General features: G+C 69.3%; 19 protein-coding genes. 16 read left to right on the top strand and 3 right to left on the bottom strand.

Annotated features, from left to right (window positions below):
- Positions 1 to 13: 13 nt before the first annotated feature.
- Together CFB52_RS32200 and CFB52_RS32195 are read left to right on the top strand one after the other, a co-directional pair.
- On the top strand, positions 14 to 1,141 hold the full coding sequence (locus CFB52_RS32200; RefSeq protein WP_099318448.1) for an NAD(P)-dependent alcohol dehydrogenase: 1,128 nt from the start codon (positions 14 to 16) through the stop codon (positions 1,139 to 1,141).
- 169 nt (positions 1,142 to 1,310) lie between these two features.
- Complete coding sequence (locus CFB52_RS32195) at positions 1,311 to 2,486, top strand: helix-turn-helix domain-containing protein (RefSeq protein WP_257220850.1); 1,176 nt, start codon at positions 1,311 to 1,313, stop codon at positions 2,484 to 2,486.
- A gap of 33 nt (positions 2,487 to 2,519) precedes the next feature.
- Here the strand turns inward: CFB52_RS32195 and CFB52_RS32190 are convergent, their stop codons facing one another.
- Entirely contained in the window at positions 2,520 to 3,704 is a 1,185-nt protein-coding gene (locus tag CFB52_RS32190) for a sugar transporter (protein WP_059575058.1), read from the bottom strand.
- Positions 3,705 to 3,906: 202 nt separating this feature from the next.
- On the opposite strand from CFB52_RS32190, the gene CFB52_RS32185 reads away from it, so the two are divergent.
- From CFB52_RS32185 to CFB52_RS34475, 6 genes are all read left to right on the top strand, one after another.
- Complete coding sequence (locus tag CFB52_RS32185) at positions 3,907 to 4,581, top strand: HAD family hydrolase (RefSeq protein ID WP_027785977.1); 675 nt, start codon at positions 3,907 to 3,909, stop codon at positions 4,579 to 4,581.
- A 635-nt stretch (positions 4,582 to 5,216) separates the two neighbouring features.
- Positions 5,217 to 6,179, top strand: a complete 963-nt coding sequence (locus CFB52_RS32180; protein ID WP_099318446.1) for a cyclopropane-fatty-acyl-phospholipid synthase family protein — start codon at positions 5,217 to 5,219, stop codon at positions 6,177 to 6,179.
- A gap of 13 nt (positions 6,180 to 6,192) precedes the next feature.
- The gene (locus CFB52_RS32175; protein WP_099318445.1) at positions 6,193 to 7,287 is read left to right on the top strand and encodes a methyltransferase type 12; all 1,095 of its coding nucleotides are present in this window, start codon (positions 6,193 to 6,195) and stop codon (positions 7,285 to 7,287) included.
- 14 nt (positions 7,288 to 7,301) lie between these two features.
- Positions 7,302 to 8,366, top strand: coding sequence for a Rieske 2Fe-2S domain-containing protein (locus CFB52_RS32170; RefSeq protein WP_099318601.1), 1,065 nt, complete (start codon positions 7,302 to 7,304; stop codon positions 8,364 to 8,366).
- A 26-nt stretch (positions 8,367 to 8,392) separates the two neighbouring features.
- The gene (locus tag CFB52_RS32165) at positions 8,393 to 9,415 is read left to right on the top strand and encodes a Rieske (2Fe-2S) protein (RefSeq protein WP_257220849.1); all 1,023 of its coding nucleotides are present in this window, start codon (positions 8,393 to 8,395) and stop codon (positions 9,413 to 9,415) included.
- A gap of 126 nt (positions 9,416 to 9,541) precedes the next feature.
- Positions 9,542 to 9,973: a hypothetical protein gene (locus CFB52_RS34475; protein ID WP_144029784.1), complete on the top strand. Its 432-nt coding sequence runs from the start codon at positions 9,542 to 9,544 to the stop codon at positions 9,971 to 9,973.
- 30 nt (positions 9,974 to 10,003) lie between these two features.
- Here the strand turns inward: CFB52_RS34475 and CFB52_RS32155 are convergent, their stop codons facing one another.
- Together CFB52_RS32155 and CFB52_RS32150 are read right to left on the bottom strand one after the other, a co-directional pair.
- Entirely contained in the window at positions 10,004 to 10,711 is a 708-nt protein-coding gene (locus tag CFB52_RS32155; RefSeq protein WP_059500499.1) for a succinate dehydrogenase/fumarate reductase iron-sulfur subunit, read from the bottom strand.
- An 86-nt stretch (positions 10,712 to 10,797) separates the two neighbouring features.
- On the bottom strand, positions 10,798 to 11,040 hold the full coding sequence (locus tag CFB52_RS32150; RefSeq protein ID WP_059637224.1) for a DUF6566 family protein: 243 nt from the start codon (positions 11,038 to 11,040) through the stop codon (positions 10,798 to 10,800).
- Between the two features lie 177 nt (positions 11,041 to 11,217).
- On the opposite strand from CFB52_RS32150, the gene CFB52_RS32145 reads away from it, so the two are divergent.
- From CFB52_RS32145 to glgB, 8 genes are all read left to right on the top strand, one after another.
- The gene (locus tag CFB52_RS32145; protein WP_059575219.1) at positions 11,218 to 11,913 is read left to right on the top strand and encodes an MgtC/SapB family protein; all 696 of its coding nucleotides are present in this window, start codon (positions 11,218 to 11,220) and stop codon (positions 11,911 to 11,913) included.
- Complete coding sequence (locus tag CFB52_RS32140) at positions 11,910 to 12,233, top strand: hypothetical protein (RefSeq protein WP_059575052.1); 324 nt, start codon at positions 11,910 to 11,912, stop codon at positions 12,231 to 12,233. The genes CFB52_RS32145 and CFB52_RS32140 overlap by 4 nt, the downstream gene beginning before the upstream one ends.
- Entirely contained in the window at positions 12,230 to 14,428 is a 2,199-nt protein-coding gene (locus CFB52_RS32135; RefSeq protein ID WP_059575051.1) for a VTT domain-containing protein, read from the top strand. Before CFB52_RS32140 ends, CFB52_RS32135 begins: the two co-directional genes overlap by 4 nt.
- Entirely contained in the window at positions 14,419 to 15,210 is a 792-nt protein-coding gene (locus CFB52_RS32130) for an endonuclease/exonuclease/phosphatase family protein (RefSeq protein ID WP_099318443.1), read from the top strand. Before CFB52_RS32135 ends, CFB52_RS32130 begins: the two co-directional genes overlap by 10 nt.
- Before the next feature lie 28 nt (positions 15,211 to 15,238).
- On the top strand, positions 15,239 to 15,727 hold the full coding sequence (locus tag CFB52_RS32125) for a phage protein NinX family protein (protein WP_099318442.1): 489 nt from the start codon (positions 15,239 to 15,241) through the stop codon (positions 15,725 to 15,727).
- A 147-nt stretch (positions 15,728 to 15,874) separates the two neighbouring features.
- Positions 15,875 to 19,267 carry a maltotransferase domain-containing protein gene (locus CFB52_RS32120; RefSeq protein WP_099318441.1) on the top strand — a complete coding sequence of 1,131 codons (3,393 nt, stop codon included), beginning with the start codon at positions 15,875 to 15,877 and terminating at the stop codon, positions 19,265 to 19,267.
- Entirely contained in the window at positions 19,267 to 22,677 is a 3,411-nt protein-coding gene (treS, locus tag CFB52_RS32115; RefSeq protein WP_099318600.1) for a maltose alpha-D-glucosyltransferase, read from the top strand. Before CFB52_RS32120 ends, treS begins: the two co-directional genes overlap by 1 nt.
- The gene (glgB, locus tag CFB52_RS32110) at positions 22,674 to 24,884 is read left to right on the top strand and encodes a 1,4-alpha-glucan branching protein GlgB (protein ID WP_099318440.1); all 2,211 of its coding nucleotides are present in this window, start codon (positions 22,674 to 22,676) and stop codon (positions 24,882 to 24,884) included. Before treS ends, glgB begins: the two co-directional genes overlap by 4 nt.
- The last annotated feature ends 10 nt before the right edge of the window (positions 24,885 to 24,894 follow it).

Below are 24,894 nucleotides of genomic sequence, written 5' to 3'. Positions count from 1 at the left end.
GAGGAGACCGATCATGTACACCGAACACGATACACGCGCCGTCACCGCGGCCGTCGCGCGCGCGGCCGGCGCACCCTTCTCCATTGAATCCGCCCGCATTCGCGCGCCGCGCGGCGACGAGGTGCTCGTGCGCGTCGTCGCGACCGGCCTGTGCCATACCGACCTGATCGTGCGCGACCAGTACTATCCGGTGCCGCTGCCGGCCGTGCTCGGCCACGAAGGCGCCGGCGTGGTCGAGGCGGTCGGCCCGAACGTGAAGACGCTCGCGGCCGGCGATCACGTCGTGCTGACCTACGGCGCGTGCGGCCACTGCGCGTCGTGCGTCGGCGGTCAAGGCGCGTATTGCCGGCAGTTCTTCGCGCTGAATTTCGGCGGCGCCGATTCGGACGGCCAGACGGCGATGCGGGACGAGGCCGGGCAACCGCTGCACGATCACTTCTTCGCGCAGTCGTCGTTCGCGAGCTACGCGCTCGCACGCGAGAACAACGCGATCAAGGTGCCGAAGGAAGCGCCGCTCGAACTGCTCGGCCCGCTCGGCTGCGGAATCCAGACCGGCGCGGGCGCGGTAATCAATTCGCTCGCGGTGCGCCCGGGCAGCAGCTTCGCGAGCTTCGGCGCGGGCGCGGTCGGCATGAGCGCCGTGATGGCCGCGCGCATCGCCGGCGCGACGACGATCATCGCCGTCGACATCGTGCCGTCACGGCTCGCGCTGGCGCTGGAGCTCGGCGCGACGCATGCGATCAACAGCCGGGAAGTGGACGTCGTCGACGCGATCCGCGAGATCACCGACGGCGGCGTCGACTACGCGCTCGAATCGACCGGGCTGCCGGCCGTGCTGTCGCAAGGGATCGACGCACTCGGCTCGCGCGGCACGATGGGCGTGGTCGGCGCGCCGAAGCTGGGCACGAAGGCGGAATTCGACGTGAACAGCCTGCTGCTCGGCGGCCACACGATCCGCGGCATCGTCGAAGGCGACAGCGTGCCGCAGACGTTCATTCCGCAGCTCGTGCAGCTGTATCTGCAAGGTCGGTTTCCGTTCGACCGGCTGGTGAAGTTCTATCCGCTCGACCAGATCAACCAGGCGGCGGAAGACAGCAGCAACGGAAGCACGCTCAAGCCGATCCTGCGGTTGCCGCATTGAGCGGCGATGCGCCGCCGTCCGCGCGGTACATGGCGACCGCCGGGGACCTCGCACGGCAGCGTAGCCGCCGCGAAAATACCGCGCCGGGGGCGCCGGGCTATATTACGCATTCGCGCGACACGGGGCCTGCACGTCCAGCCCCGACCTTCGACCCCAACTGGAGCGCAGCGTGAATACAGCCCCCGAATCCCCTGCACGGCCGGTCGACCTCGACCGGCTTCGCGCCCGCTTCGCCGCGGGCGAGCCGCTGCCGGAAACGGCGTTGCCGGCCAGCGTCGCGCGCTCGTGGCTGCGTTCGCGCGCGGCCGGGCTGCGGCCGTGGGAAGCCGCCCGCTATGAAATGCAGCGCGAGCGCGACGAATCCCGCGACGACCGGCGGCTCTATCGCTGCGTCGCGCAGGAGATCGAGCCGCTGTGGGCCGCGTTCGGCGGCCGCGAATGGGCGATCATGTGCGTCAACCCACGCGGCACGATCGTGCATGCGCGGCGCAGCCCGCAATGCGACGACGCGCTGCTGACGCCGATCGTCGCCGGCCGCCGGATCGTCGAGCCGAACATCGGCACGACCGCGCCGAGCTGCGTGATTCACGACGGCGCCGAAGCCGTCGTCGCGGGCGCGCAGCACTATCTCGACGAGTTCGCGCGGGTGTTCTGTCTCGCGGTGCCGCTCGTCGGTTTCGACGGCGAAGTGATCGGCGCGCTCGATATCACCGGGATCGGCCGGCGCAACGTCGCGCAATTGCACGAGCCGTTCCGGCATGCATCGCTGTCGGCCGAGCAGCGGCTCTATGCGATGCTGCGCGACTGCCATCTGCTGCAGGTGCAATTCGATCCGCGCTGGCTCGGCACGCCGCTCGCCGGCGTCATCGCGCTCGACGACGCGGGCCGCGTGCGTGCGGTGAGCCGCCTGGCGCGCCGGATGCTCGATCTCGCGCCCGAAGGGCCGGTCGCCCCGGTCGGTCACCGCCAACTGTTTCCCGGCGCGACACCCGCGCAGCAGCGTCGCTTGCTGACACCGTCGCGCACGCCGCAGCGGATCGCGCGCGACGATGGCAGCCACGTATGGGTGCGCACCGTGCGCGCCCCGCTCGATCGCACGACCGCGGCGCGGCACGCCGACGTACTCGCCGACGCGGATGACGTGTGCCACGCGGCGCCGGCCGGCCACCCTCACGCCAACGCCAGCCTGCGCGAACAGTCGCTCGATGCGATCCGGCGCGCGCTCGACGAGCATGACGGCAACGTGTCGGCGGCCGCGCGGCAACTCGGCATTTCACGCACGACGCTGTATGCGAAGCTGCGACAGCGCGATGCGGCGGGGATCAGGCACGGCGGGGCGCATTGACCATGCGGGATGAAGTGCGGTGTGGCGATGGCGCTAAGCCACTGCCCGCCGCTCATGCAGCCGCAACGCGGCCCACGCGACACCGGCCGCGAAGATCGCGACCACGCCGCCGAAGGTACCGATCCACGGCAGCCCGAAGTCGCCCGCGATATGGTTGCCGAGCAGCGCGCCGGCGCCGATCCCGACGTTGTATAGCCCGGAGTAGATCGACACGGCCAGGTCGGTCGCCTCCGGCGCCAGCTTCAGCACCCATGCCTGCATCGCCAGCCCGAAACAGACGATCGCGCCGCCCCACACCAGCGTGTGCACGGACAGCGTGACGATGTTCAGCGCGCACGGGAACAGGATCAGCAGGCAGCCCGACAGCGCGACGATCGACGCCAGCAGGAAATCGTCGGGCCGGTGCGGATAGACGCGATTGAAGCAGACCGCGGCCGGCAGGCCGGCGACGCCGAACAGGATCAGCACGTACGTGATCCGGCTGTTGCTCGCATGGTTGATGCTCTGCACGAACGGTTCGATGTACGTGTACGACGTGAAGTGCGCGGACACGACCAGCACCGTGATCGCGTACAGCGCGACCAGCGCCGGCTTGCGCAGGAACACGCCGATGCTGCTCAGCGACCCGGCGCCCTGGCTCGGCAGCAACGGCAACGTGGCGCGCAGCAACAGCAGCGTGACGCCCGCCGCGCCCGCGATGATCAGGAACGTGATGCGCCAGCCGAACGCCTCGCCGATCACGCGTCCGAGCGGAATGCCGGCCACCATCGCGATCGCCGAGCCCATCGCGATCAGGCTGAGCGCGCGGCTCTTGCGGTCGCTCGGCGCGAGCCGCACCGCGAGCGGGATCGAAATCGACCAGAACACCGCATGCGCGCACGCGATGCCGAGCCGGCCGATCATCAGCACCGTGAAATTCCACGCGAAGCCGGTCACGACGTGGCTGCCGACGAACACCAGCAGCGCGACGCTCAACAGCTTGCGGCGCTCGACGTGCCGCGTGACGAAGGTCAGCGGCAGCGACACGACCGCGACGGCCCACGCGTAGATCGTCAGCATCAGGCCGACGGCGGTCGGCTGCATCTGCAGGCTGTCGCCGATCGCGCTCAACAGCGCGACGGGCACGAATTCGGTGGTATTGAAGATGAAGGCGGAGAGTGCCAGGGCCAGAACGCCCCACCACGATTGTTCGGAACTGACGGCGTCGGGGGTTGCCATACGGGGATTCGACGAAGGTTGGGCGCGCGCGGGCGGCCCGCCCGGCGCATCGGCGCGATTGTACCAGCGCTGTTCGACACGCCGCCGCCGGGCGCGGCGCGTGCGGCGCGGGACATGGCGGTGACACGGCCGCGCGCCGATAATGTGACGAACCGGGTTTTACCGACGATTTGCCCGACAACCATCAGGCCAGGAGAGTTACATGCGCATTGAAACGTCATTTCTGTTCGATCTCGACGGCACGCTCGTCGACAGCGTCTATCAGCACGTGCTCGCGTGGAAGGAAGCACTCGATGCCGAAGGCATCGAACTGTCGGTGTGGCGCATCCATCGCAAGATCGGGATGAGCGGCGGCCTGTTCCTGAATCAGCTGCTGCGCGAGACGGCCGGCGACATCGACGCCGAGCGGGTCGAGCGGCTCGCGCGGCTGCATGCGGCCGCCTACCAGCGGCTGCGCGCGCAGGTCCGGCCGCTGCCGGGCGCGCGCGAGTTGCTCGCCGCGCTGTCGAATGCCGGCATTCGCTGGGCGATCGCGACCAGCGGGCGGATGGAAACCGCGGCGATCAATCTCGAGGCGCTCGGCGTCGATCCGGCGAAGAACGTCGTCGTCACGCGCGATCAGGTGAAGTATGCGAAGCCGGACCCCGACCTGTTCCTGACCGCCGCCGCGAAACTGAACGTGCCGATCGAGCATACGGTGGTGGTCGGCGACAGCATCTGGGACATGCTCGCCGCCGCCCGCTGCCGCGCGCTGGGCGTCGGGCTGCTCTCGGGCGGCTACGGCAGCGACGAACTGGAGCGGGCGGGCGCGCTGCGCGTGTACGACGATCCTGCGGATCTGCTCTGGCATCTGGACGAGGTCGCCGCGCGGCCGTAGGCGCAGTTGGGTCGCGCCCGGTCCGTCCGTGCGTGAGCGGCGTTTCAGTCGGGCCGGACGCCGTGTGTCCGCACGGCCTCGTCCGGCCGAGGCAGCCGCGTGCGCGATTCGTTCGCGGCGCGGCTGCTTTTTCGATTCATCGAATCGAAACAATCCCCACCGTCATTGACGATTGAGATTTCAATATCTTTGTCGGCGCCTGTTTTCCCGTGTTTTTAAAACAGACGGGAAGATTCTTGAAAAATCGAATCGCCTCTCATATAACAAATACACTTCGTTTCCGGATCACGATCGCAGTATCCGAATCGTGAAAATGCGAGTTACATACGGAGCCGAACCGGCCAGCCGGTGCAACCCGCGTCGCCAGGCGTCCCGCACATGATCGGGCCTGCCTCGCGATGCCGCGTCACGGCGCCCTTTCCGCCATTTATCCGGGGATTCTATAAATGCGCACGGATCTTTCACCTTCATAACGTTTCAACGAAAGCATTACATCGTTTTATTCAATCGCACGATCGTACGTATCGGCACGCGCTTTTTTTCGTTCCGGCGTTTCGTGAAGACGTGTGCTGCCGCTCGATCGGCGGGTGTTGTTTTTGTCCAGTTTGACGAAAATAAACGACGCGAGGATTCCGATGAATCAGGTCAGCGAACAGGCGATCGTCGACATGCGGGCAGCGCATCCGGCGCCCGCCCTGCCGATCCGGGTGCTGCACGGCGACACAGTGAGCGATTACGAGCGGAAAGTGCAGACGACCTACGCCGGCAGCCCGGACGACTGGCGCAAGGCGATCGGCGAATATCTGTTGTTCCAGTTCGGCGTCTACGACGATCCGCGCTCCACGCCGCCGATCTCGCTCGACGAGTCGGGCATTCGCTACTTCGAACGCCAGCTTGGCCTCGCCGGCTTCGACGATCCCGTTCCCGCGCGCGTCGAGCGCATTCTCGACATCGGCTGCGGCTGGGGCTACATCCTCAAGTATCTCGCCGACCGTTTCCCGGGCTGCATGCGCCTCGACGGCGTCAACGTCAGTCGCGAACAGCTCGAGTACTGCGCACGTTTTCATGCGCAGCACGGGCTCGCCGGGCGCATCAACCTGTATCAGTGCAACGCACAGGACGTCGATCGGCTGCCCGATCCCGCGACGCCGTACGATCTCGTGATCATCCGCGGCGTGATCTCGCATTTCCCGAACGCGCTGTACGAAAAGACGATGCGCGCGCTGCATGCGCGTGTGCGCGGCGGCGGCTCGGTGGTCATCTCGGACAATCTGTACAACGTCGATCTGAACGAATACCAGTCCGACACGCCGGACGAGGTCGACCGGATCGCGTGCAAGCATCGCAAGACGCCCGACTATTTCAGGCAGGTGCTGATCGACGCCGGGTTCGCGATCCGCGACATGCGCGTGCTGCCGTCGAACATCGACGTCGCGCGCTGGCTGATGGATGCCAAGGCCAACATCGATCGCCATTTTCCGCACCGCGCGCCGGACACGCTGGAAGAATTGCGCGTGCTCGCCGAAAACTGGTCCGTCGCGCTGATCAAGAACAAGGTGTCGACCTACAGCATCGTCGCGGTCAAACCGGACGCGTAACCGGGAGATCCGCATGCAAGCATCCGGAACGCCACGCGCCGCGGCCGCCCCGTCGGGCGCGACGGACACGCTGGTGCTGCCGCTGCCGCGTCTGTCGCTGCCGCTCGCCCGGCACCCTCAGCATCAAGCGATCGAGCAGCAGCTTGCGATCGACGACTACCCGTACATCCTGCGGCACTATCGCAGCGACGCGGCGGCTCGCCGTTTTCTCGCGCAGCGGATTCCCGCATACGGCAGCCTGTGCTACCCGAACGCGCGGCCCGATCGCGTGTACGCGATCCATCGCATGATGAACGTCACGACGCTGATGGACGATGCCTTCACGCATCTCGCGCGCACCGGCGATCAGGCGGGGCTCGACGCGTTGCACGCTCATTTCCTCGCCGCGGTCGACGGCACGCCGCCGCCGGCCGATGCGCCTGCCGCGCAACTGCTGTACGACACGCTGCGCGCGATGCGCACCGTACTCGACGCGCGTCCGGCGTTCCGGCAGCGGCTCGTCGAATGCATCCGCGAACAGATCCGCACGCAGGCCGACCCGACGGCGACCGACGCGGCGCGCCTGTCGCTCACCGATTATCTGGCGTTTCGCCGGGTCGAGGGCTTCGGACACTGGATCACGCTGCTCACCGAATATGCGCTCGACGTCGACATGGGGCAGCGCCTCGCGCAATACGCGGCACTGGCCGACGCGCGTAACGCCGCGATCGATTCGGTGATCCTCGTCAACGACCTGTTTTCGTTTCGCAAGGAACGGTCCGCGCGCGAGCGCTTCAACGCCGTGTGGATCCTGATGCGCGTGGAGGAATTGGGCGTTCAGGCGGCGCTCGACCGGTTGGCCGCGCTCTGCACGGCGAACGAACGCCGCCTGATCGACGCGCAGCAGGCGGTAGCGACAGGCGTGCTGGCAGGCGACGCCGACGCGCACGCGTACGTGACGGAGCTCGGCTACATGAGTGCGGGCAATGCGGAGTTTCACGCGTTCAGCACCCGCTACCACGGCGACGATTTCGGTGGCGGGCGCTTCACAGGGGGCGAAATCGCGATGACGGCGCTCCCGACACTCGACGAAATCGCTGTGCGCGACCGTCGCGATTCGCGCTGGTGAACGGAGACATGCGCATGCATTCATCGATTCATTTCCCGCCCGACCCCGCCGCGGCGGCGCGACCTCGCTACCCGGACGGCTGGTTCGCGCTGGCATACAGCCGCGACGTCAGACCCGGCGCGCTCGTCGTCACGCGCTTCATGGGCGAGGACGTCGTGCTCTATCGAACGGCATCCGGCCTGATTCGTGCGGTCGCGCCGCATTGCCCGCACCTCGGCGCCCATCTCGGGCATGGCGGCGTCGTGCGCGGCGAGGAGATCGTGTGCCCGTTCCATCATCTCGCGTTCGCGCCGGACGGCACTTGCGTGCGGGCCGGGCGCGACGGCAAGCCGCCCGCCGTCGTGCTGCGGCAGCGCCACGTGTGCGAATGGAACGGCGTCGTGCTCGCGTGGCAGGACCGTGCGGGCGCCGCGCCGCGGTGGTCGCTGCCCGAGCTGGACCTCACGGGCTATTCGCGACCGCGCGGCCAGTGCCACACGCTGAACGGCAGCCTGCAGAATCCGGCCGAGAACGGCGTCGACGTCAATCATTTCAGCCCGGTGCACGGGTGGTCGAATCCCGTGCTGGAGCCACCGGAAGCCGACGGCCACCGAATGACGATGCGCTCGACGCTCGTGCTGCTCGGGCAACGGTTGCTGCTGGACATCACGATGCACGGCCTCGGCTGCATGGCCGCGCGCATGGAACTGCCGGACCTCGGGCTGCACGCGCGGGTCGTGCTGTTCCCGACGCAGATCGAACCTGATCGCTGGACGTGCCGTGAATTCGTTGCGCTGCGCGTCGAACGCGCGTCGGCGTGGCCGTCGCCGCTGCGCCGGGTCGTGCACGAGATGCTCGTGAGCGCCGCGTACCGGTTGTGGTTCGTGCCGCAATTCAAGCGCGACCTGCGCATCTGGGACCACCGCGACTACGACGCGCGCCCGACGCTGATGGCCGGCGAGATGCCGATCATGACGTTCCGGCGCTGGGCCGCGCAGTTCTATCCGGAAGCCCGCGGCGACGCGCCCGACGGGCAACATGGGCAACACGGCGCCGTGCCGGCGGCCGTCGCCCACGCCGACCGGGCATTCGCGCGATGAACGCCATGCCGACGCAGGAGCGCGCGATGCATGCAGCCAGCCCCGTCGACGAAGCCGCCCCGCTGCCCTATCCGGACGGATGGTTCGCGCTGTGTTTCAGCCGCGAGCTGAAGCGCGGGGCCGTGCTCACGACGCCTTTCATGGGGCGCGATGTCGTGCTGTACCGGACGGCCTCGGGCGTCGCGTGTGCGGTCGACGCATATTGCCCGCATCAGGGCGCGCATCTCGGCCACGGGGGCACCGTCGACGGCGAGCAGATCGTCTGTCCGTTCCATCACTACGCGTACGGCCCCGACGGCCGGCGCACCACGGCCCGCTGCATGAAGGGTAGCCAGGAACTGGTGCTTCGCACATGGCACGTGCGCGAATGGAACGGTTTCGTGTTCGTATGGCAGAACGCCGACGGGCTGGCGCCGACGTGGGAGCTGCCCGAAGTGGACATGACCGGCTTCTCGGCGCCGGTCGGCCGGGCATTCACGCTGCGCGGCGTGATGCAGAACCTGCCGGAAAACGGCTACGACCTCGAACATTTCGGCGCGCTGCATCGCTGGAAGGACATGAAACCGCATGCGCCCGTGATCGACGGGCCGCGCATTTCGATGCAGGTGGACATGGCGTGGAAGAACATCAGATGGAGCACGCTGATTGGCGTTCATGGCCTGGGCTGCGTGTCGTCCGACCATGAAATGAAGGCGATCGGCCTCGAAGCGAAGATCTTCGCGTGCGGCGTGCAGATCGCGCCGCTGCGCTGGACCTTCCGGGACGGCATCGCATTCCGCTTCTCGTGGCTGGCGAGATGGCCGGCGCCGTTGCAGCGGCTCGTCTACGCCGCGCTCGGCCGCGTGCTGCACCGGCTGTGGCTGGTGCCCGTGTTCAAGGAAGACATCATGGTGTGGAACAATCGCGACTACACGGGCTACGGTACGCCGGGTGCCGGTGACGGACCGTACCCGGTGTTTCAGCGCTGGGCGCGGCAGTTCTATCCGGGCGTCGAGCGGCCCGCGGCGCGGCGCCCGGCCGCGCATGCGGACACGGTCGCCGAAAAATAGCCAAGGGAGGAATGTACGCGGCGCGCCCGCCGAACGCACGACCCTACACCGTCCGTCTGACCAGCATCGTCCGGCAGCGAAACAGCCTGATATATTCCCGTTGCCATAATTAAGTCTGGGCGAAATATGCAGGTCACCAGAAAAAATCTAATCGCGATCTCGGCCGTTTTGGTCTTGGCGATTCCGTCTCTTATGTTGCGCGAATCATATGGGGGTTGCGAAAACTATACTCAAGCTTTTAACGGGGGAACGAAAGAGTTCGGTGGCGAGCAATACAAAATCGAGCTGTGTGGGGCACCTCGCTCTCTTGGCGACGGCGACGAAATTCGTCTCCGGGTGATAGGGTCGGCAGGAAATGTGCTGGCGGAGAGGTATTTCGCGGTGCGCACGATCAACGATGCAGTTCCTCGGGAACTGGAGTACGGCGACGACACGATTTTCTACTACGACCAATCGAAGTCGTCGCCCTTGCGCTTCATCGCCATGCCGCCTTCCCGGATGGACCGGTGGACGGCCCAAATGCCTTTGCTCCAACGACTGATCTCGGTATTTTCATAAGTCCGGGAGCAAGCATTCAGACGTGGCATATCACACCGTCCGCCTGACCAACATCGTCCGGATCTCCGAAATCGCCTTGGTCGGATTCAGCCCCTTCGGGCACACGTCCGTGCAATTCATGATCGTCCGGCAGCGGAACAACCGGTACGGATCCTCCAGATCGTCGAGCCGCTCGGCCGTCGCGAGATCGCGCGAATCGGCGATGAACCGGTACGCCTGCAGCAGCCCGGCCGGGCCGACGAACTTGTCCGGGTTCCACCAGTAGCTCGGGCACGACGTCGAACAGCACGCGCACAGGATGCATTCATACAGCCCGTCGAGCTGGTCGCGCTCTTCCGGCGACTGCAGCCGCTCGCGCGCGGGCGGCGTCGTGTCGTTGATCAGGTAGGGGCGAATCGAGTGGTACTGATTGAAGAAATCCGTCATGTCGACGATCAGGTCGCGCACCACCGGCAGCCCCGGCAACGGCCGCAGCACGATCTCGCGCGGCAGCGTCTGCATGTTGGTCAGGCACGCGAGACCGTTCTTGCCGTTGATGTTCATCGCGTCCGAGCCGCAGATGCCTTCCCGGCAAGAGCGGCGATACGCGAGCGTCTCGTCGTCGCGCTTCACGCGGCCGAGCACATCGAGCAGCATGCGGTCGGCCGGGTCCACGTCGATCTCGTAGCGCTGCAGGTACGGCTGCGCGTCCCGATCGGGGTCGTAACGATAGATATGCAGGGTGCGCGGATCGCTCATCGTTTCCTCCCGGCGCCAGCCGGCATGAGTCCTCGGAGTGCTGCGGGATACTGTCGCGGCGCGCGGCGCCGCAAGCGCCATGCCGATCAGTCGTCGTCGACGCGCTTATCGATCAAATAGCGGCCGCGTTCGACGCCTGCCCGCAGCGCCTCGACCTCGGTCAACCATTCCGGGCCGGCTGCCTCCGGCACCACCAGCTCGATGCGCGCGCCGTTGACGTATACCTGTACCTCGTCGCGCCATGCGCCGCGCTCGTTGGGTCGCGCCCACACGAGAATCTCGTGGCCGCGATACGGGTCCCGAACCTGTGCGTCCTGTTGATGTGCCAAGGTGGCCTCCTGTCTTATCTGCGATGGCGATGCAAAAAATGCGCGCCGCATGCACGCGGCGCACACCCCGGGCCTTGCGCGCACGGACCGTGCCCGGCCGGCACGCTGCTTGCGTCCCTTTTCCGCATCGAAGCGCTACCGGGCCCGCCTCGCGCAGGGCCCGAACGGATGCACATCATGATCGGTCACCTCGAATTGCTTGGACGCCTGCTGCTGGCCGCGCTGCTCGGCAGCGTGATCGGGCTCGAACGCGAGCGTCTGAACTGGGCCGCCGGGCTGCGCACGCACATGCTCGTGTGCGTGGGCTCCGCGCTCGTGATGCTGGTATCGACGTTCGGCTTCGAGGACGTGCGCGGGCAGAACGGCGTCGTGGTCGATCCGTCGCGGGTCGCCGCGCAGGTCGTGTCGGGCATCGGCTTCCTCGGCGCGGGCTCGATCCTGCTGCGCGGCGAAGTGGTGCGCGGGTTGACGACGGCCGCGAGCCTGTGGGCCGTGGCCGGCGTCGGGCTTGCCGCGGGCGGCGGCATGGTCGTTGCGTCGGTCGGCGCGACGGCGATCGTGCTCGTTATCCTCGCAGGCGTGAAGCCGCTCGAGCGCCGTTTCATTGCGCAGCGCCAGCAACGCACGCTGCTGCTGGTGGCCGAGCGCGGCGGCCTGACGCTCAACACGCTGCACGAAGCGCTCGGCCCCGGCCGCGTGCGCGTGAAACGGTTCATCGTCCAGCAGTCGGACGACGATCCGGACACCGACGACATCTCCGTCTCGTTCTCGCGCACGAGCGGGCCGGAATTCGCGGCGATCTGCGAGACGCTGCAAAACATCGCGTGCGTGCGGACCTGTCAACCCGACACCTCGTCAAGGAGTTTCGTGTGACCCAGACCGACCTGCTCTCCTATCTCGTGACGAGCCAGCTCGCCGCGCGCATGCGCACCGGCGCCTGGCTCACGACCAGCCAGCTGGTCGGCGCGTTGCGCGCGTGGCTCGCGTGCCGGCGCGCCGAATGCGACTGGCTCGACCGGATCAGGATCGCATACGCGTCGGCGACGATCGCGCAGGAGATCTACGACATCGCGGTCGTGCACGGCGAACGCGTGCGGCTCGACGCGCATTCGCCGGAACTGCAGGCGCTGCGTGCGCGCTGCGACGCACTGTTGCAGCGGATCGACGGCGACCGGGACGTCGGCGCTCGATGATCGTGCCGGACCGCGTGACCCGCGCCGAGGATCGGCGCATCGACGCCGCGCCGGCGGACGGCCCGCTGCGGCACGGCCTGCTCGAGCGCGGGCGCAACTGCGACGCGATCCGCGGCGCGGACCGCTTCGCGATGCTCGTCGACGGCGACGCGTACTTCTCGACGCTGCGCGCGGCGCTGCTGCGCGCGCGCCATACCGTGTTCATCGTCGGCTGGGACGTGGACAGCCGGATGCGGCTCGCGCCCGCGGGCGCCGGCGACACGCTGCCCGACACGCTCGCCGCCTTCCTGCACGCGCTCGCGTCCGCCCGCCACAACCTGCGCATCTACGTGCTCGCGTGGGACTTCGCGATGATCTACGCGCTGGAGCGCGACTGGCCGCCCGTGTATCGGGCCGGCTGGCGCGCGCATCGCGGCATCCGGTTCCGGCTCGACGACGCACATCCGCGCGGTGCGTCGCATCACCAGAAGCTCGTCGTGATCGACGACCGGCTCGCGTTCGTCGGCGGCCTCGACCTGACGCGCGCCCGCTGGGACACGCCGGCCCATGCGGCCGACGACCCGCGCCGCCGCGACGAGCACGGCATGCCGTACGCGCCGTTCCACGACGTGCACGCGATGTTCGACGGCGACGCGGCCGCCGCGATCGGCGAACAGGCGCGCTCGCGCTGGCTGCAGGCGTGCGGGCGCCCGATCGCGATCCGCGCGCAGCGGCATCTCGAGCGGGCGGCCGACGACGATCCGTGGCCGCCCGATGCGCGCGTCGACGTGCGCGACGTGCGGCTCGGCATCGCGTATACGGCGCCGCGCCACGGCGGCCGCGAGCCGGTGCTGCAGGTGCGCGCGCTCGTCGAGGACACGATCCGCGCCGCGCACCGGCACCTGTATATCGAAAACCAGTACTTCACCGCGGCGGTGGTGCGCGAAGCGTTGTCCGCTCGCCTTGCCGATGCGCACGGGCCGGACGTGACGGTCGTCGCGCCGCGGGTGCAGAGCGGCTGGCTGCAGGAAGCGACGATGGGCGTGCTGCGCGCGCGGCTGCACGCGACGCTCGCGTCGGCCGACCGCTTCGACCGCTACCGGCTGCTGTATCCGCACGTCGACGGGCTCGGCGACGCGTGCGTGAACGTGCACAGCAAGGTCGCGATCGTCGACGACGAATGCATCGTGATCGGCAGCGCGAACCTGAACAACCGCTCGATGCTGCTCGACACCGAATGCTGCATCGCGCTCGTCGCGGCAGGCGATCCACGCATTCGCGCGGCAATCGCCGGCATGCGCGAGCGGCTGCTGGCCGAACATCTCGGCACGACGCCCGCCGCGGTGGCCGACGCGTTCGCGGGCGGGGAGCGGCCGAACGTCGTGCTCGACCGGCTGCGCGCGAAGCCCGGCCGCACGCTGCGCACGCTCGATCCGGCCGTGTCGCCGCAATTCGAGGCGCTCGTGCCGGTCAGCGCGCGGCTCGATCCCGAGCAGCCGATCGAGCCGGACCGGTTCGTGCGCGAATTCGTGCCGCACGAGCAGCACCGCTCGCTCACCGCGCGCTTTTTCGTGCTCGGAGCGATCGTGCTCGCGATCGCCGCGCTCGCGCTCGCGTGGCGCTTCACGCCGCTGGGCGCGCACCTGAACGTCGCGTCGCTGTCGCATGCGGTGGCCGCCATCGCCCGGCTGCCGGCCGCGCCGGCGCTGCTGCTCGCGGCCTACGTGGTCGCGGCGACCTTCGCGGTGCCGATCACGCTGCTGATCGCCGCGACGGGGCTCGTGTTCGGCGCATGGCCAGGCTTCGCGTATGCGGGCGTCGGCTCGATGGCGGCGGCCGCCGCGACCTACGCGCTCGGCCGCTGGCTCGGGCGCGACGCGGTGCGCCGGCTCGCCGGCCCCCGCGCGAACCGGCTGAGCGAGCACATCGGCCGGCGCGGCGTGGTCGCGATGGCCGTGCTGCGGCTGCTGCCGATCGCGCCGTTTACCGTCGTCAACCTCGTCGCCGGCGCGTCGCACATCGGGCTGCGCGACTTCCTGATCGGCACCGCGCTCGGGATGCTGCCCGGCATCGTGCTGACCGTCACGTTCGCGCATCAGTTGACCGCGGCGCTCAGCCATCCCGGCCCTGGCGCGTTCGCGTGGCTCGCGGCGATCGGCCTCGCGCTGGTCGGCGTGTCGATCCTGCTCGTGAGGATATTGCGACGATGGCGCTGAGCAAACACGCGGCCCCGCCGCCGCACGTCGTCACCGCCGACGCGGCGCCTGCCGCCGCGCCGGGCGGGCGCGACCTGCGGATCGCGACCTACAACATCCGCGGCGGCTACGGCGCGTGGCCGGCGCGCTCGGCCGATCGGATCGCGGCGGTGATCGACGAACTCGACGCGGACGTGATCGCGCTGCAGGAGGTGCCGCTCGGCGGCACGCGCGCGCCGGACGTGCTCGCGCATCTGCGCGACGCGACCGGCATGCACGCGGTGGCCGGCCCGACGATCGATACGCCGGAGCGCCGCTACGGCAACGCGGTGTTGTCGCGCTACCCGATCCGCGCGGCGCGCACGCTCGACCTGTCGTTCCACCCGCGCGAGCCGCGCGGCGCGCTCGACGCCGACATCGATTGCAGCGCCGGCCCGATCCGCGTCGTCGCGACCCATCTCGGGCTGTCGGCCAGCGAACGCAGCGCGCAGGTGCAGCGGCTGCTCGCGGCGTTCGACACGGGCGCGATGCCGGTGATCCTGCTCGGCGACATCAACGAATGGTTCGTGCGCGGCCGTGCGCTGCAGGCGCTCGTCACGCGGTTCCGGCGCGCGCCGGCGCCGCGCACGTTCCCGACCGTGTGGCCGGTGTTCTCGCTGGACCGGATCTGGATCCATCCGGGCGAGCTGCTGGTCGACGTGGTCGTGCACCGCAGCGCGCGGGCGCGGCACGCGTCCGACCACTATCCGCTGGTGGCCCGGATGCGCGCGACGCCCGCGACGGGCACGGCGCTTGCGCGGTGAGCCTTTTTCGATCCGACGGAGGCAGCCCATGCGAACCGATGCACTCGACGGAAAGGATCTCGACTACTGGTGCGCACGCGCGTTGTGCGCCGATGACGAAGACACGCTGCGCTTCACGGCCGTCGCGCCGACCGTCGTCGTGACGGCCGCGTGCGACGCGTTCCGGCACCTCGATGCGCCGTTCGCGCCGTCGGCATCGTGGGCCGATGTGGGTGCGGTGCTCGATCGCGTGACCGATGCGCGGATCGCCCGCCACGGCGACGACGTCGAATGCGATGCGACCTTCGTCGACGGCCCGTCGACCTGCGGCGCGCACGGCCACGATGCGCGTGAGGCGCTGCTGCGCGCGTTCGTGCGTGCGCGCTTCGGCGACGAGGTGGACGAGCCGCCGTCGTTCCCGCACCGGATCGAACACGGCAAGGTGGTGCGGTATGACCCCGGCGTGCCGATTCCGGACACGGATGACGATCCGGCGGCGGGCGACAGCTCGGATATCCGTTCGATACCGCGGATGTAGTACATCCGCGGGTCTTGCGCTCATGTAAAAACGACAGGCCCCTTCAAACCGCCTTTCCGTGCACGTCCCCCCCACTGGTCATCGTGGAGCAGGCACGGACGTTGCGCCGCACCGGCGGTTACCGATCGCCGCCACCCGCGCCACGCCATGAATTCCACACCCCCGTTCGCTCCACACCTCTACTTCTGCGACGCCCGCCTCGTCGGGCCGCTCGACGCATGGCCGCCGACCTTCGCGCATATCGCCGGAATGGGCTTCGATCACGTGCTGATCGGTGCGTTCTGGGCCGCTAGCGTCGCCGGCTTTCCGCGTCACGTGGCCGATTTCCGGCGGCAGGCCCAGTCGTTCGAGACGCGCGCGAGCGCGCTCGAAACCTTCTCGCGGCTCGCGCAACTGGCGAAGGGCCACGGGCTGCGCCTGCTGCTCGAAGTCGTGCCCGATCGCATCGCGCGCGAGAACCCGCTGCGCGCCGAGCATCCGGACTGGTACGTCGAGCGGGCGCACGACGACGCGCTGATCGACCCGCGCGGCACCGCACATGCGCTGGATATCGCGCATGCGAACGCCAGCGACGAAGCGGTACGCGACGCGCTGTCGGCATGGTGGTGCGCGCATCTCGCGACGTTCGCCGACGCGGGCGCGGCCGGTTTCCTGATCGACGCGCCGCATCATCTGCCGGCCGACTGGTGGCCCGGCTGGCGCGCGGCGCTGCGCCGGGCGCGCCCGGACGTCGCGGTGCTCGCCGGCGTGCCCGGCCATGCGCGCGACGCGCTCGCGCAGCTCGAAGACGCCGGCTTCGACGCGGTGTTTTCATCGGTGCGCTGGTGGGACCTGCGCGCGCCGTGGTTCGCGGACGAACACCGGCTGCTGCGACGCATCGGCGCGCCGATCGCGTTTCCCGATGCGCCGGACGGCCCGCGTCTCGCCGACGACTGGCCCGACGCGCCGGACGACACCGTCGCCCGCGCGTATCGCCGCGCGCTGTGGACGGCCGCGGCCGTCGGCACTGGCTGGCTCGTGCCGATGGGTTTCGAGCGCGGCGTGACGGTGCCGCTGATGGCGCGCGACGCGGATGCCGTGCGCTACCGCGCCGCGTTCGAGCACGCGCGTTTCGACCTGTCGGGCGCGCTCGCCGATGCGAACGCGTGGCGCCGCGCCGCGCCCGTCGCGGCGGCCCGCGGCGAGATCGTGCAACTGAGCGCGCCGGGCGCGAGCGCGACCGCGCTGCTGCGCGGCAGCGGGCCGTCGCTCGAACACGACGACGCGGCGTTGCTGATCGCGTTGAATCCCGATCTCGACGCGCCCGCCACGCTCGACCCCGCGGCGATCCTGCCCGGCGTGCCGGGCGGCTTCACGCGCGTCGCCACGCAGGACGGCGCCCAAACGCATCCGCCGGCCGCGCTGGAGCCGTTCACGCTCGCACCGGGCGCGTATGCACTGCTGCACGCATGGCGGGCACCGCCCGTCACGGCGCGCGCCGACGCCGCGCGTGAGCGCACCGCGCTATCGGCGGCGCTCGCGGCCGACCGGATCGCGATCGAGCGCGTCGAGCCGTCGGTCGACGGCGGCCGCTTCGCGATCAAGCGCGTGATCGGCGAGCCGCTCGTCGTGAGCGCGTCGATCTTCACGGACGGGCACGCGCATCTGGCGGCGGTGCTGCAGTGGCGCGCCGCCGATAGCGACGAATGGCGCGAAGTGCCGTTCGAAGCCGAGCCGAACGACCGCTGGCACGCATGCGTCACGCTCGACCGGCTCGGCCGCCATGAATTCCGCGTGATCGCATGGCGCGACGACTGGGCGTCGCTCGTCACCGACATCGCGAAGAAACGCGCCGCCGGCCAGGACGTGACGCTGGAGGTACACGAAGCGCAACTGCTGCTCGCGACCGCGCTGAAGCTCGCCGATCCCGCCGATCCGCGCGCGGTCACGCTAATGAAACAGCGCATCGCCGAGCTCAAGGACGCGTCGCCCGACGACCGCCTCGCACTGATCGGCGCGCCCGAACTCGCCGATGCGTACGCGGCGCTGCGCTACCGCCCGTTCGTCACGCACGACGCGACGACCTACCCCGTCGACGTCGAACGCCGCAAGGCGCGCTTCTCGAGCTGGTACGAGATGTTTCCGCGCTCGGCGAGCGACAATCCGCACCGGCACGGCACGTTCGACGACGTGATCGCGCATTTGCCGCGCATCCGCGACATGGGCTTCGACGTGCTGTATTTCCCGCCGATCCACCCGATCGGCACGTCGGCCCGCAAGGGCCGCAACAACAGCCTGACCGCGGGCCCCGACGACGTCGGCAGCCCGTATGCGATCGGCTCGCCCGACGGCGGGCACACGGCCGTGCATCCGCAGCTCGGCACGCTCGATTCGTTCCGCGCGCTGGTCGATGCCGCACGCGGGCACGGGCTCGAGATCGCGCTCGATTTCGCGATCCAGTGCTCGCCCGACCATCCGTGGCTCGCCGCGCATCCGGGCTGGTTCGCGTGGCGGCCCGACGGCTCGCTGCGCTTCGCCGAAAACCCGCCGAAGCGCTACCAGGACATCGTGAACCCCGATTTCTACGCGCCGGACGCGCTGCCCGACCTGTGGCTCGCGCTGCGCGACGCGGTGCTGTTCTGGGTCGACGCGGGCGTGCGGATCTTCCGCGTCGACAACCCGCACACGAAGCCGCTGCCGTTCTGGGCGTGGATGATCGACGACGTGCGCGGCCGGCATCCGGACGTCGTGTTCCTGTCCGAGGCGTTCACGCGCCCGGGGATGATGTATCGCCTCGCGAAAGTCGGTTTCTCGCAGTCCTACACGTATTTCACGTGGCGCGAATCGAAGCGCGACTTCGTCGATTACCTGACCGAACTGACGGCCGGCCCCGCGCGCGAATTCTTCCGGCCGAACTTCTTCGTCAACACGCCCGACATCAACCCGCGCCACCTGCAGAACGCGCCGCGCTCGCAGTTCGTGATCCGCGCGGCGCTCGCAGCGACGCTGGCCGGCTCGTGGGGCCTGTACTCGGGCTTCGAGCTCGGCGAATCGGCGCCGCTGCCGGACAGCGAGGAATACGCGGATGCGGAGAAATACGAGCTGCGCGCGCGCGACTGGAGCAAGGCCGCGCACATCGGCGCGGAAATCGCGCGGCTGAACCGCGCGCGGCGCGATCACCCGGCGCTGCAGACGCATCTCGGGCTCACGTTCGTCGACGCGGACAACGATTCGGTGCTCGTGTTCATGAAGGCGACGCCCGCGTTCGACAGCGTGGTGGTCGTCGCGATCAGCCTCGACCCGTGGCATCCGCAGGCCGCCAACTTCACGCTCGATGCGGCGCTGTGGCGCGGCCTCGGGCTGGCCGACGGCGAGCCGCTCGATGCGCTCGAACAGGACGCCGCGCACGCGCAAACCTGGCGCGGCCAGCGCCAGTACGTGTCGCTCGATCCGCACGTGCGGCCGTACGCCATCTGGCGGCTCGCGCCGCCTCCGGGCGCCGCGCGGGCGGCGACGCCCGCGCCGGACGACGCCCGACCTTCCTCGGGAGCCCACGGATGATGAAACGCGAAGATTCCCTCGACGACGTGCGCCGCGCGCAATTCCCGTCGCTCGCGCCGGCCGGCACGCCGCGCCGGCGCCGCGCGCGCCGCCGCGAACCCGCGCTCTGCGCGGACGATCCGCTGTGGTACAAGGACGCGATCATCTACCAGGTGCACGTGAAGTCGTTCTACGATTCGAACAACGACGGCATCGGCGATTTCCCCGGCCTGATCGCGAAGCTCGACTACATCGCCGAGCTCGGTGTCGACACGATCTGGCTGCTGCCGTTCTATCCGTCGCCGCGACGCGACGACGGCTACGACATCGCCGACTACCGCGACGTGCATCCCGACTACGGCACGCTGGCCGACGTGCGGCGCTTCATCCGCGAAGCGCATGCGCGCGGCATCCGCGTGATCGCCGAGCTGGTGATCAACCACACGTCGGACCAGCATCCGTGGTTCCAGCGCGCACGCCGCGCGAAGCCGGGCTCCACGTATCGCGATTACTACGTGTGGTCCGACACCGATACGAAGTACGCGGGCACGCGGATCATCTTTCTGGATACCGAAACGTCGAACTGGACGCACGACCCGGTGGCCGGCCAGTATTACTGGCACCGCTTCTACTCGCACCAGCCCGACCTGAACTTCGACAACCCGGCCGTCGTGCGCGAAGTGATCCAGGTGATGCGCTTCTGGCTCGACCTCGGCATCGACGGGCTGCGGCTCGACGCGGTGCCGTACCTCGTCGAGCGCGAAGGCACCAACAACGAGAACCTGCCGGAGACGCATGCGATCCTGAAGCGGATCCGCGCGACGATCGACGCCGAATACCCGAACCGGATGCTGCTCGCGGAAGCGAACCAGTGGCCGGAAGACGTGCAGGAATATTTCGGCAACGAGGACGAATGCCACATGGCGTTCCACTTCCCGCTGATGCCGCGCATCTACATGTCGATCGCGAGCGAGGACCGCTTCCCGATCCTCGACATCATGCGCCAGACGCCGGCGCTCGCGCCGAGCAACCAGTGGGCCGTGTTCCTGCGCAACCACGACGAGCTGACGCTCGAGATGGTCACCGATTCGGAGCGCGACCTGCTATGGCAGACCTATGCGAGCGACCGGCGCGCGCGGCTGAACCTCGGGATCCGGCGCCGGCTCGCGCCGCTGATGGAGCGCGACCGGCGCCGCATCGAGCTGATCAATTCGCTGCTGCTGTCGATGCCCGGCACGCCGGTGATCTACTACGGCGACGAGCTCGGGATGGGCGACAACATCCACCTCGGCGACCGCGACGGCGTACGCACGCCGATGCAGTGGTCGTCGGACCGCAACGGCGGCTTCTCGCGCGCCGACCCCGAACTGCTGGTGCTGCCGCCGGTGATGGGCTCGCTGTACGGCTATGACGCGATCAACGTCGAGGCGCAGACGCGCGACCCGCATTCGCTGCTGAACTGGACGCGGCGCATCCTCGCGACGCGCCGGGCGTCGCAGGCGTTCGGGCGCGGCACGATCCGCTTCCTGCGCCCGGACAACCGCAAGGTGCTCGCGTATCTGCGCGAGCTGGACGGCCACGAGCCGCTGCTGTGCGTCGCGAACCTGTCGCGCGCGTCGCAGGCGGTCGAGCTCGATCTGTCCGAATTCGCGGGCCGCGTGCCGATCGAGATGACGTCCGATTCGCCGTTTCCGCCGATCGGCCAGCTCCCGTATCTCCTCACCTTTCCGCCGTACGGATTCCTCTGGTTCGTGCTCGCGGAGCACGGCCGCGAGCCGTCGTGGCGGCAGCCGCACGCGGAACCGTTGCCCGAATACGTGACGCTCGTGATGCGGCGCGGCGACACGCGGCCGGACGTCTCGCAGCTGCACACGCTCGCGCACGACGCGCTTGCGTCATGGCTCGCGCGGCGGCGCTGGTTCGCGTCGAAGGACCGCAAGATCGGCGACGCGTGGCTGAACGTCGTCACGCCGATTCCGGACGAGCCGTTCCAGTATGCGGAGACATGGGTGTCGGCGAGCGACGGCGGCGTCGAACGCTACGTGGTGCCGCTCGCAGCCGCGTGGGGCGGCGAGACGTCCCATCCGCTGTTCGCGCAACTCGCGCTGGCGCGCGTGCGGCGCGGCCATACGGTCGGCTACTTGACCGACGCGTTCGCGCTGCCGGCGTTCGCGCGCGGGATGCTGCGCAAGCTGCGCGACGGCGCGACGGTGCCCACGTCCGACGGCGGCCGGCTCACCTTTCTGCCGGAAGACGCGCTCGCCGGGCTCGATCCGGGCGACGACGCGGAAGTGCGCTGGCTCGCGGCCGAGCAGAGCAACAGCTCGCTCGTGATCGGCGACGCGATCGTGCTGAAGCTGGTGCGCAAGGTCGCGCACGGCGTTCATCCGGAAGCGGAAATGAGCCGGCACCTGACGCGCATCGGCTATGCGAACACCGCGACGCTGGCCGGCGAAGTCGTGCACGTCGATCCGGACGGCACGCCCCATACGGTCGCGATCCTGCAGCGCTACGTCGACAACCAGGGCGATGCGTGGACGCGCTCGTTCGACTTCCTGCGGCGCGCGATCGACGAACTCGCGCTGCCGGCCGCGGACGAAGGCGAGGCGGCCGAAACGGACGAGGAACCCGACGCGCTGCTCGGCTACGCGGCGTTCGCGGGCATCATCGGCACGCGGCTCGGCCAGTTGCACGTCGCGCTCGCGCAGCCGTCCGACGATCCCGCGTTCGCGCCGGAGCGCGCGACGCCCGATCACATCGACGGCTGGTGCATGGACGCGATCGCATCGTTCGAGCGGGCGCTCGACGTGCTGCGCACGCGGCTCGATGCGCTCGATGCGCCCACCCGCGCGTCGGCCGATGCGCTGCTCGCGTCGCGCGACGCGGCCGTGCTGGCGCTCGGCGAGCTCGTGCCGCGCACGCTCGACGCGCAATGCACGCGGATTCACGGCGATTTCCATCTGGGCCAGGTGCTCGACGTGCAGGGCGACGCGCTGCTGATCGACTTCGAAGGCGAACCGGCGCGCCCGCTCGAGCGGCGTCGCGCGAAATCGCATCCGCTGCGCGACGTGGCCGGCCTGCTGCGCTCGCTGTCGTACGTCAGCGCGACCGCGCAGTTCGCGATCGAAAAAGCGCCGCCCCAGGCCGCCGGCCGCAAGCGCGCGCTGTTCGACCGCTTCGGGCAGGCCGCCGCCGACCGCTTCGTCGAATGCTATCGCGCGGCCGCGGACCACGCGCCCGCGCGCTTCGTCGATCCGCACTACGCGGACCGCCTGCTCGCGCTGTTTCTGATCGACAAGGCGTCGTACGAGCTGTGCTACGAAGCCGCGAACCGGCCCGACTGGCTGAGCGTGCCGGTCGGCGGGCTCGCGGCGCTGGTCGACCGGCTGCTCGGCGACGGCGTGCTGCCCGACGACGGAGGACACCCATGACCGACACGCTGTTCGAACGCGCCGATATCGACGCGCTGCTCGCCGGCCGCCATCCCGACCCATTTGCATGCCTCGGCCCGCACGAACAGGCCGACCGGATCGTCGTGCGGGCGCTGCTGCCCGGTGCGGAGCGCGTGCGCGCGCTGTCGCCGGACGGCGCCGAGCTCGGCGCGCTCGCCTGCATCGATCGCGCCGGCTGCTTCGCGGGGACGATCGCGCACGACGGCGGCTGGCCGCATTACCTGCTCGCGATCGACTGGCCGAACGCGCACCAGGTCACCGACGACGCGTATGCATTCGGCACGCTGCTCGACGAAGCGGCGCTCGCGCGCTTCTCGGCCGGCGATTCCGATGCCGTGCTCGACTGCCTCGGCGCGACACCGGTGCGCATCGACGATACCGACGGCGTGCGCTTCGCGGTCTGGGCGCCGAACGCGCAGCGCGTATCGGTGGTCGGCGATTTCAATGCATGGGACGGGCGCCGCCATCCGATGCGGCTGCGGCGGCCGTCGGGCGTATGGGAGCTGTTCGTGCCGGGCATCGGCGCGGGCGAGCGCTACAAGTACGAGCTGCGCGCGGCCGACGGGCGCGTGCTGCCGCACAAGGCCGACCCGTGCGCGCGTGCGACCGAGGCGCCGCCGAGCACGGCATCGGTGGTCGCCGACGTCGCGGCGCTCCACGCGTTCGCATGGCACGACGACGGCTGGATGCACGCGCGGCCGCGCAACGACGACCGCTATCGCGTGCCGTGGTCGATCTACGAGGTCCATCCGGAATCGTGGCAGCGCATCCCCGAACAGATGGACCGCAGCGCGACGTGGGACGAACTCGCCGAGCGGCTGATTCCATACGTGAAGGGGATGGGCTTCACGCACGTCGAGTTCATGCCGATCGCCGAATACCCGTTCGGCGGCTCGTGGGGCTACCAGCCGCTCGCGCAGTTCGCGCCGTCCGCGCGCTTCGGGCCGGTCGAGGGTTTCGCGCGGTTCGTCGATCGCGCGCATGCGGCCGGCATCGGCGTGATCGTCGACTGGGTGCCCGCGCATTTTCCGAACGACGCGCACGGGCTCGCGCAATTCGACGGCAGCGCGCTGTACGAGCATGCCGATCCGCGCGAAGGCATGCATCCCGACTGGAACACGTGCGTGTTCAACGTCGGGCGCACCGAAGTCAGTGCATTCCTCGTCGCGTCGGCGCTCGCATGGGCGCGCCGCTATCACGTGGACGGCATCCGCGTCGACGCGGTCGCGTCGATGCTGTACCGCGATTATTCGCGCAAGGAAGGCGAGTGGGTGCCGAACGTGCACGGCGGCCGCGAGAACCTCGAATCGGTCGCGTTCCTGCGCCGGCTGAACGACACGCTGCACGGTGCGTCCGCGCCGGCCGGCGTCGTCACCGTCGCGGAAGAATCCACCGCGTGGCCGGGCGTCACCGCGTCGACCGCCGACGGCGGGCTCGGCTTCGACTTCAAATGGAACATGGGCTGGATGCACGACACGCTCGCGTATCTGCACGAAGACCCGATCCACCGCCGCTATCACCACGACCGGATGACGTTCGGGCTCGTGTATGCATTCTCCGAGCGCTTCGTGCTGCCGCTGTCGCACGACGAGGTCGTGCACGGCAAGGGCTCGCTCGTCGCGAAGATGCCCGGCGACGCGTGGCAGCGGCTCGCGACGCTGCGCGCGTATTTCGGCTTCATGTGGGCGCATCCCGGCAAGAAGCTGCTGTTCATGGGCAGCGAATTCGCGCAATGGTCGGAGTTCGCGCACGATGCGACACCGCACTGGGACTTGCTCGACGCGCCCGCGCATCGCGGCGTGCAGCGGCTGGTGCGGGATCTGAACCGCACGTATGCGGCCGAACCGGCGCTGCATGCGCTCGACTGCCACGCGGCCGGGTTCTCCTGGCTGATCGGCGACGACCGCGACAACAGCGTGTTCGCGTTCGCCCGCCGCGACGATGCCGGGCACCTCGTCGTCGCCGTGTGCAACTTCACGCCCGTGCCGCGCAGCGGCTACCGCCTCGGGCTGCCCGCGCCCGGGCACTGGCGCGAACTGATGAACACCGATGCCGCGACGTACGGCGGCACCAACGCCGGCAACGACGGCGCCGTGTGGGCCGAAGCCGTGCCGGCCCACGGCGAGGCGTGGTCGGCGACCTTGCGCCTGCCGCCGCTCGCGACGCTGTGGCTTACCCCTGCCTGATCACTCGCTC

Source organism: Burkholderia sp. AU18528 (genome assembly GCF_002223215.2).
Lineage (GTDB): Bacteria > Pseudomonadota > Gammaproteobacteria > Burkholderiales > Burkholderiaceae > Burkholderia > Burkholderia semiarida.
The sequence above is the reverse complement of the archived record's forward strand: the minus strand, read 5'-3'. Positions and strand labels throughout refer to the sequence as shown.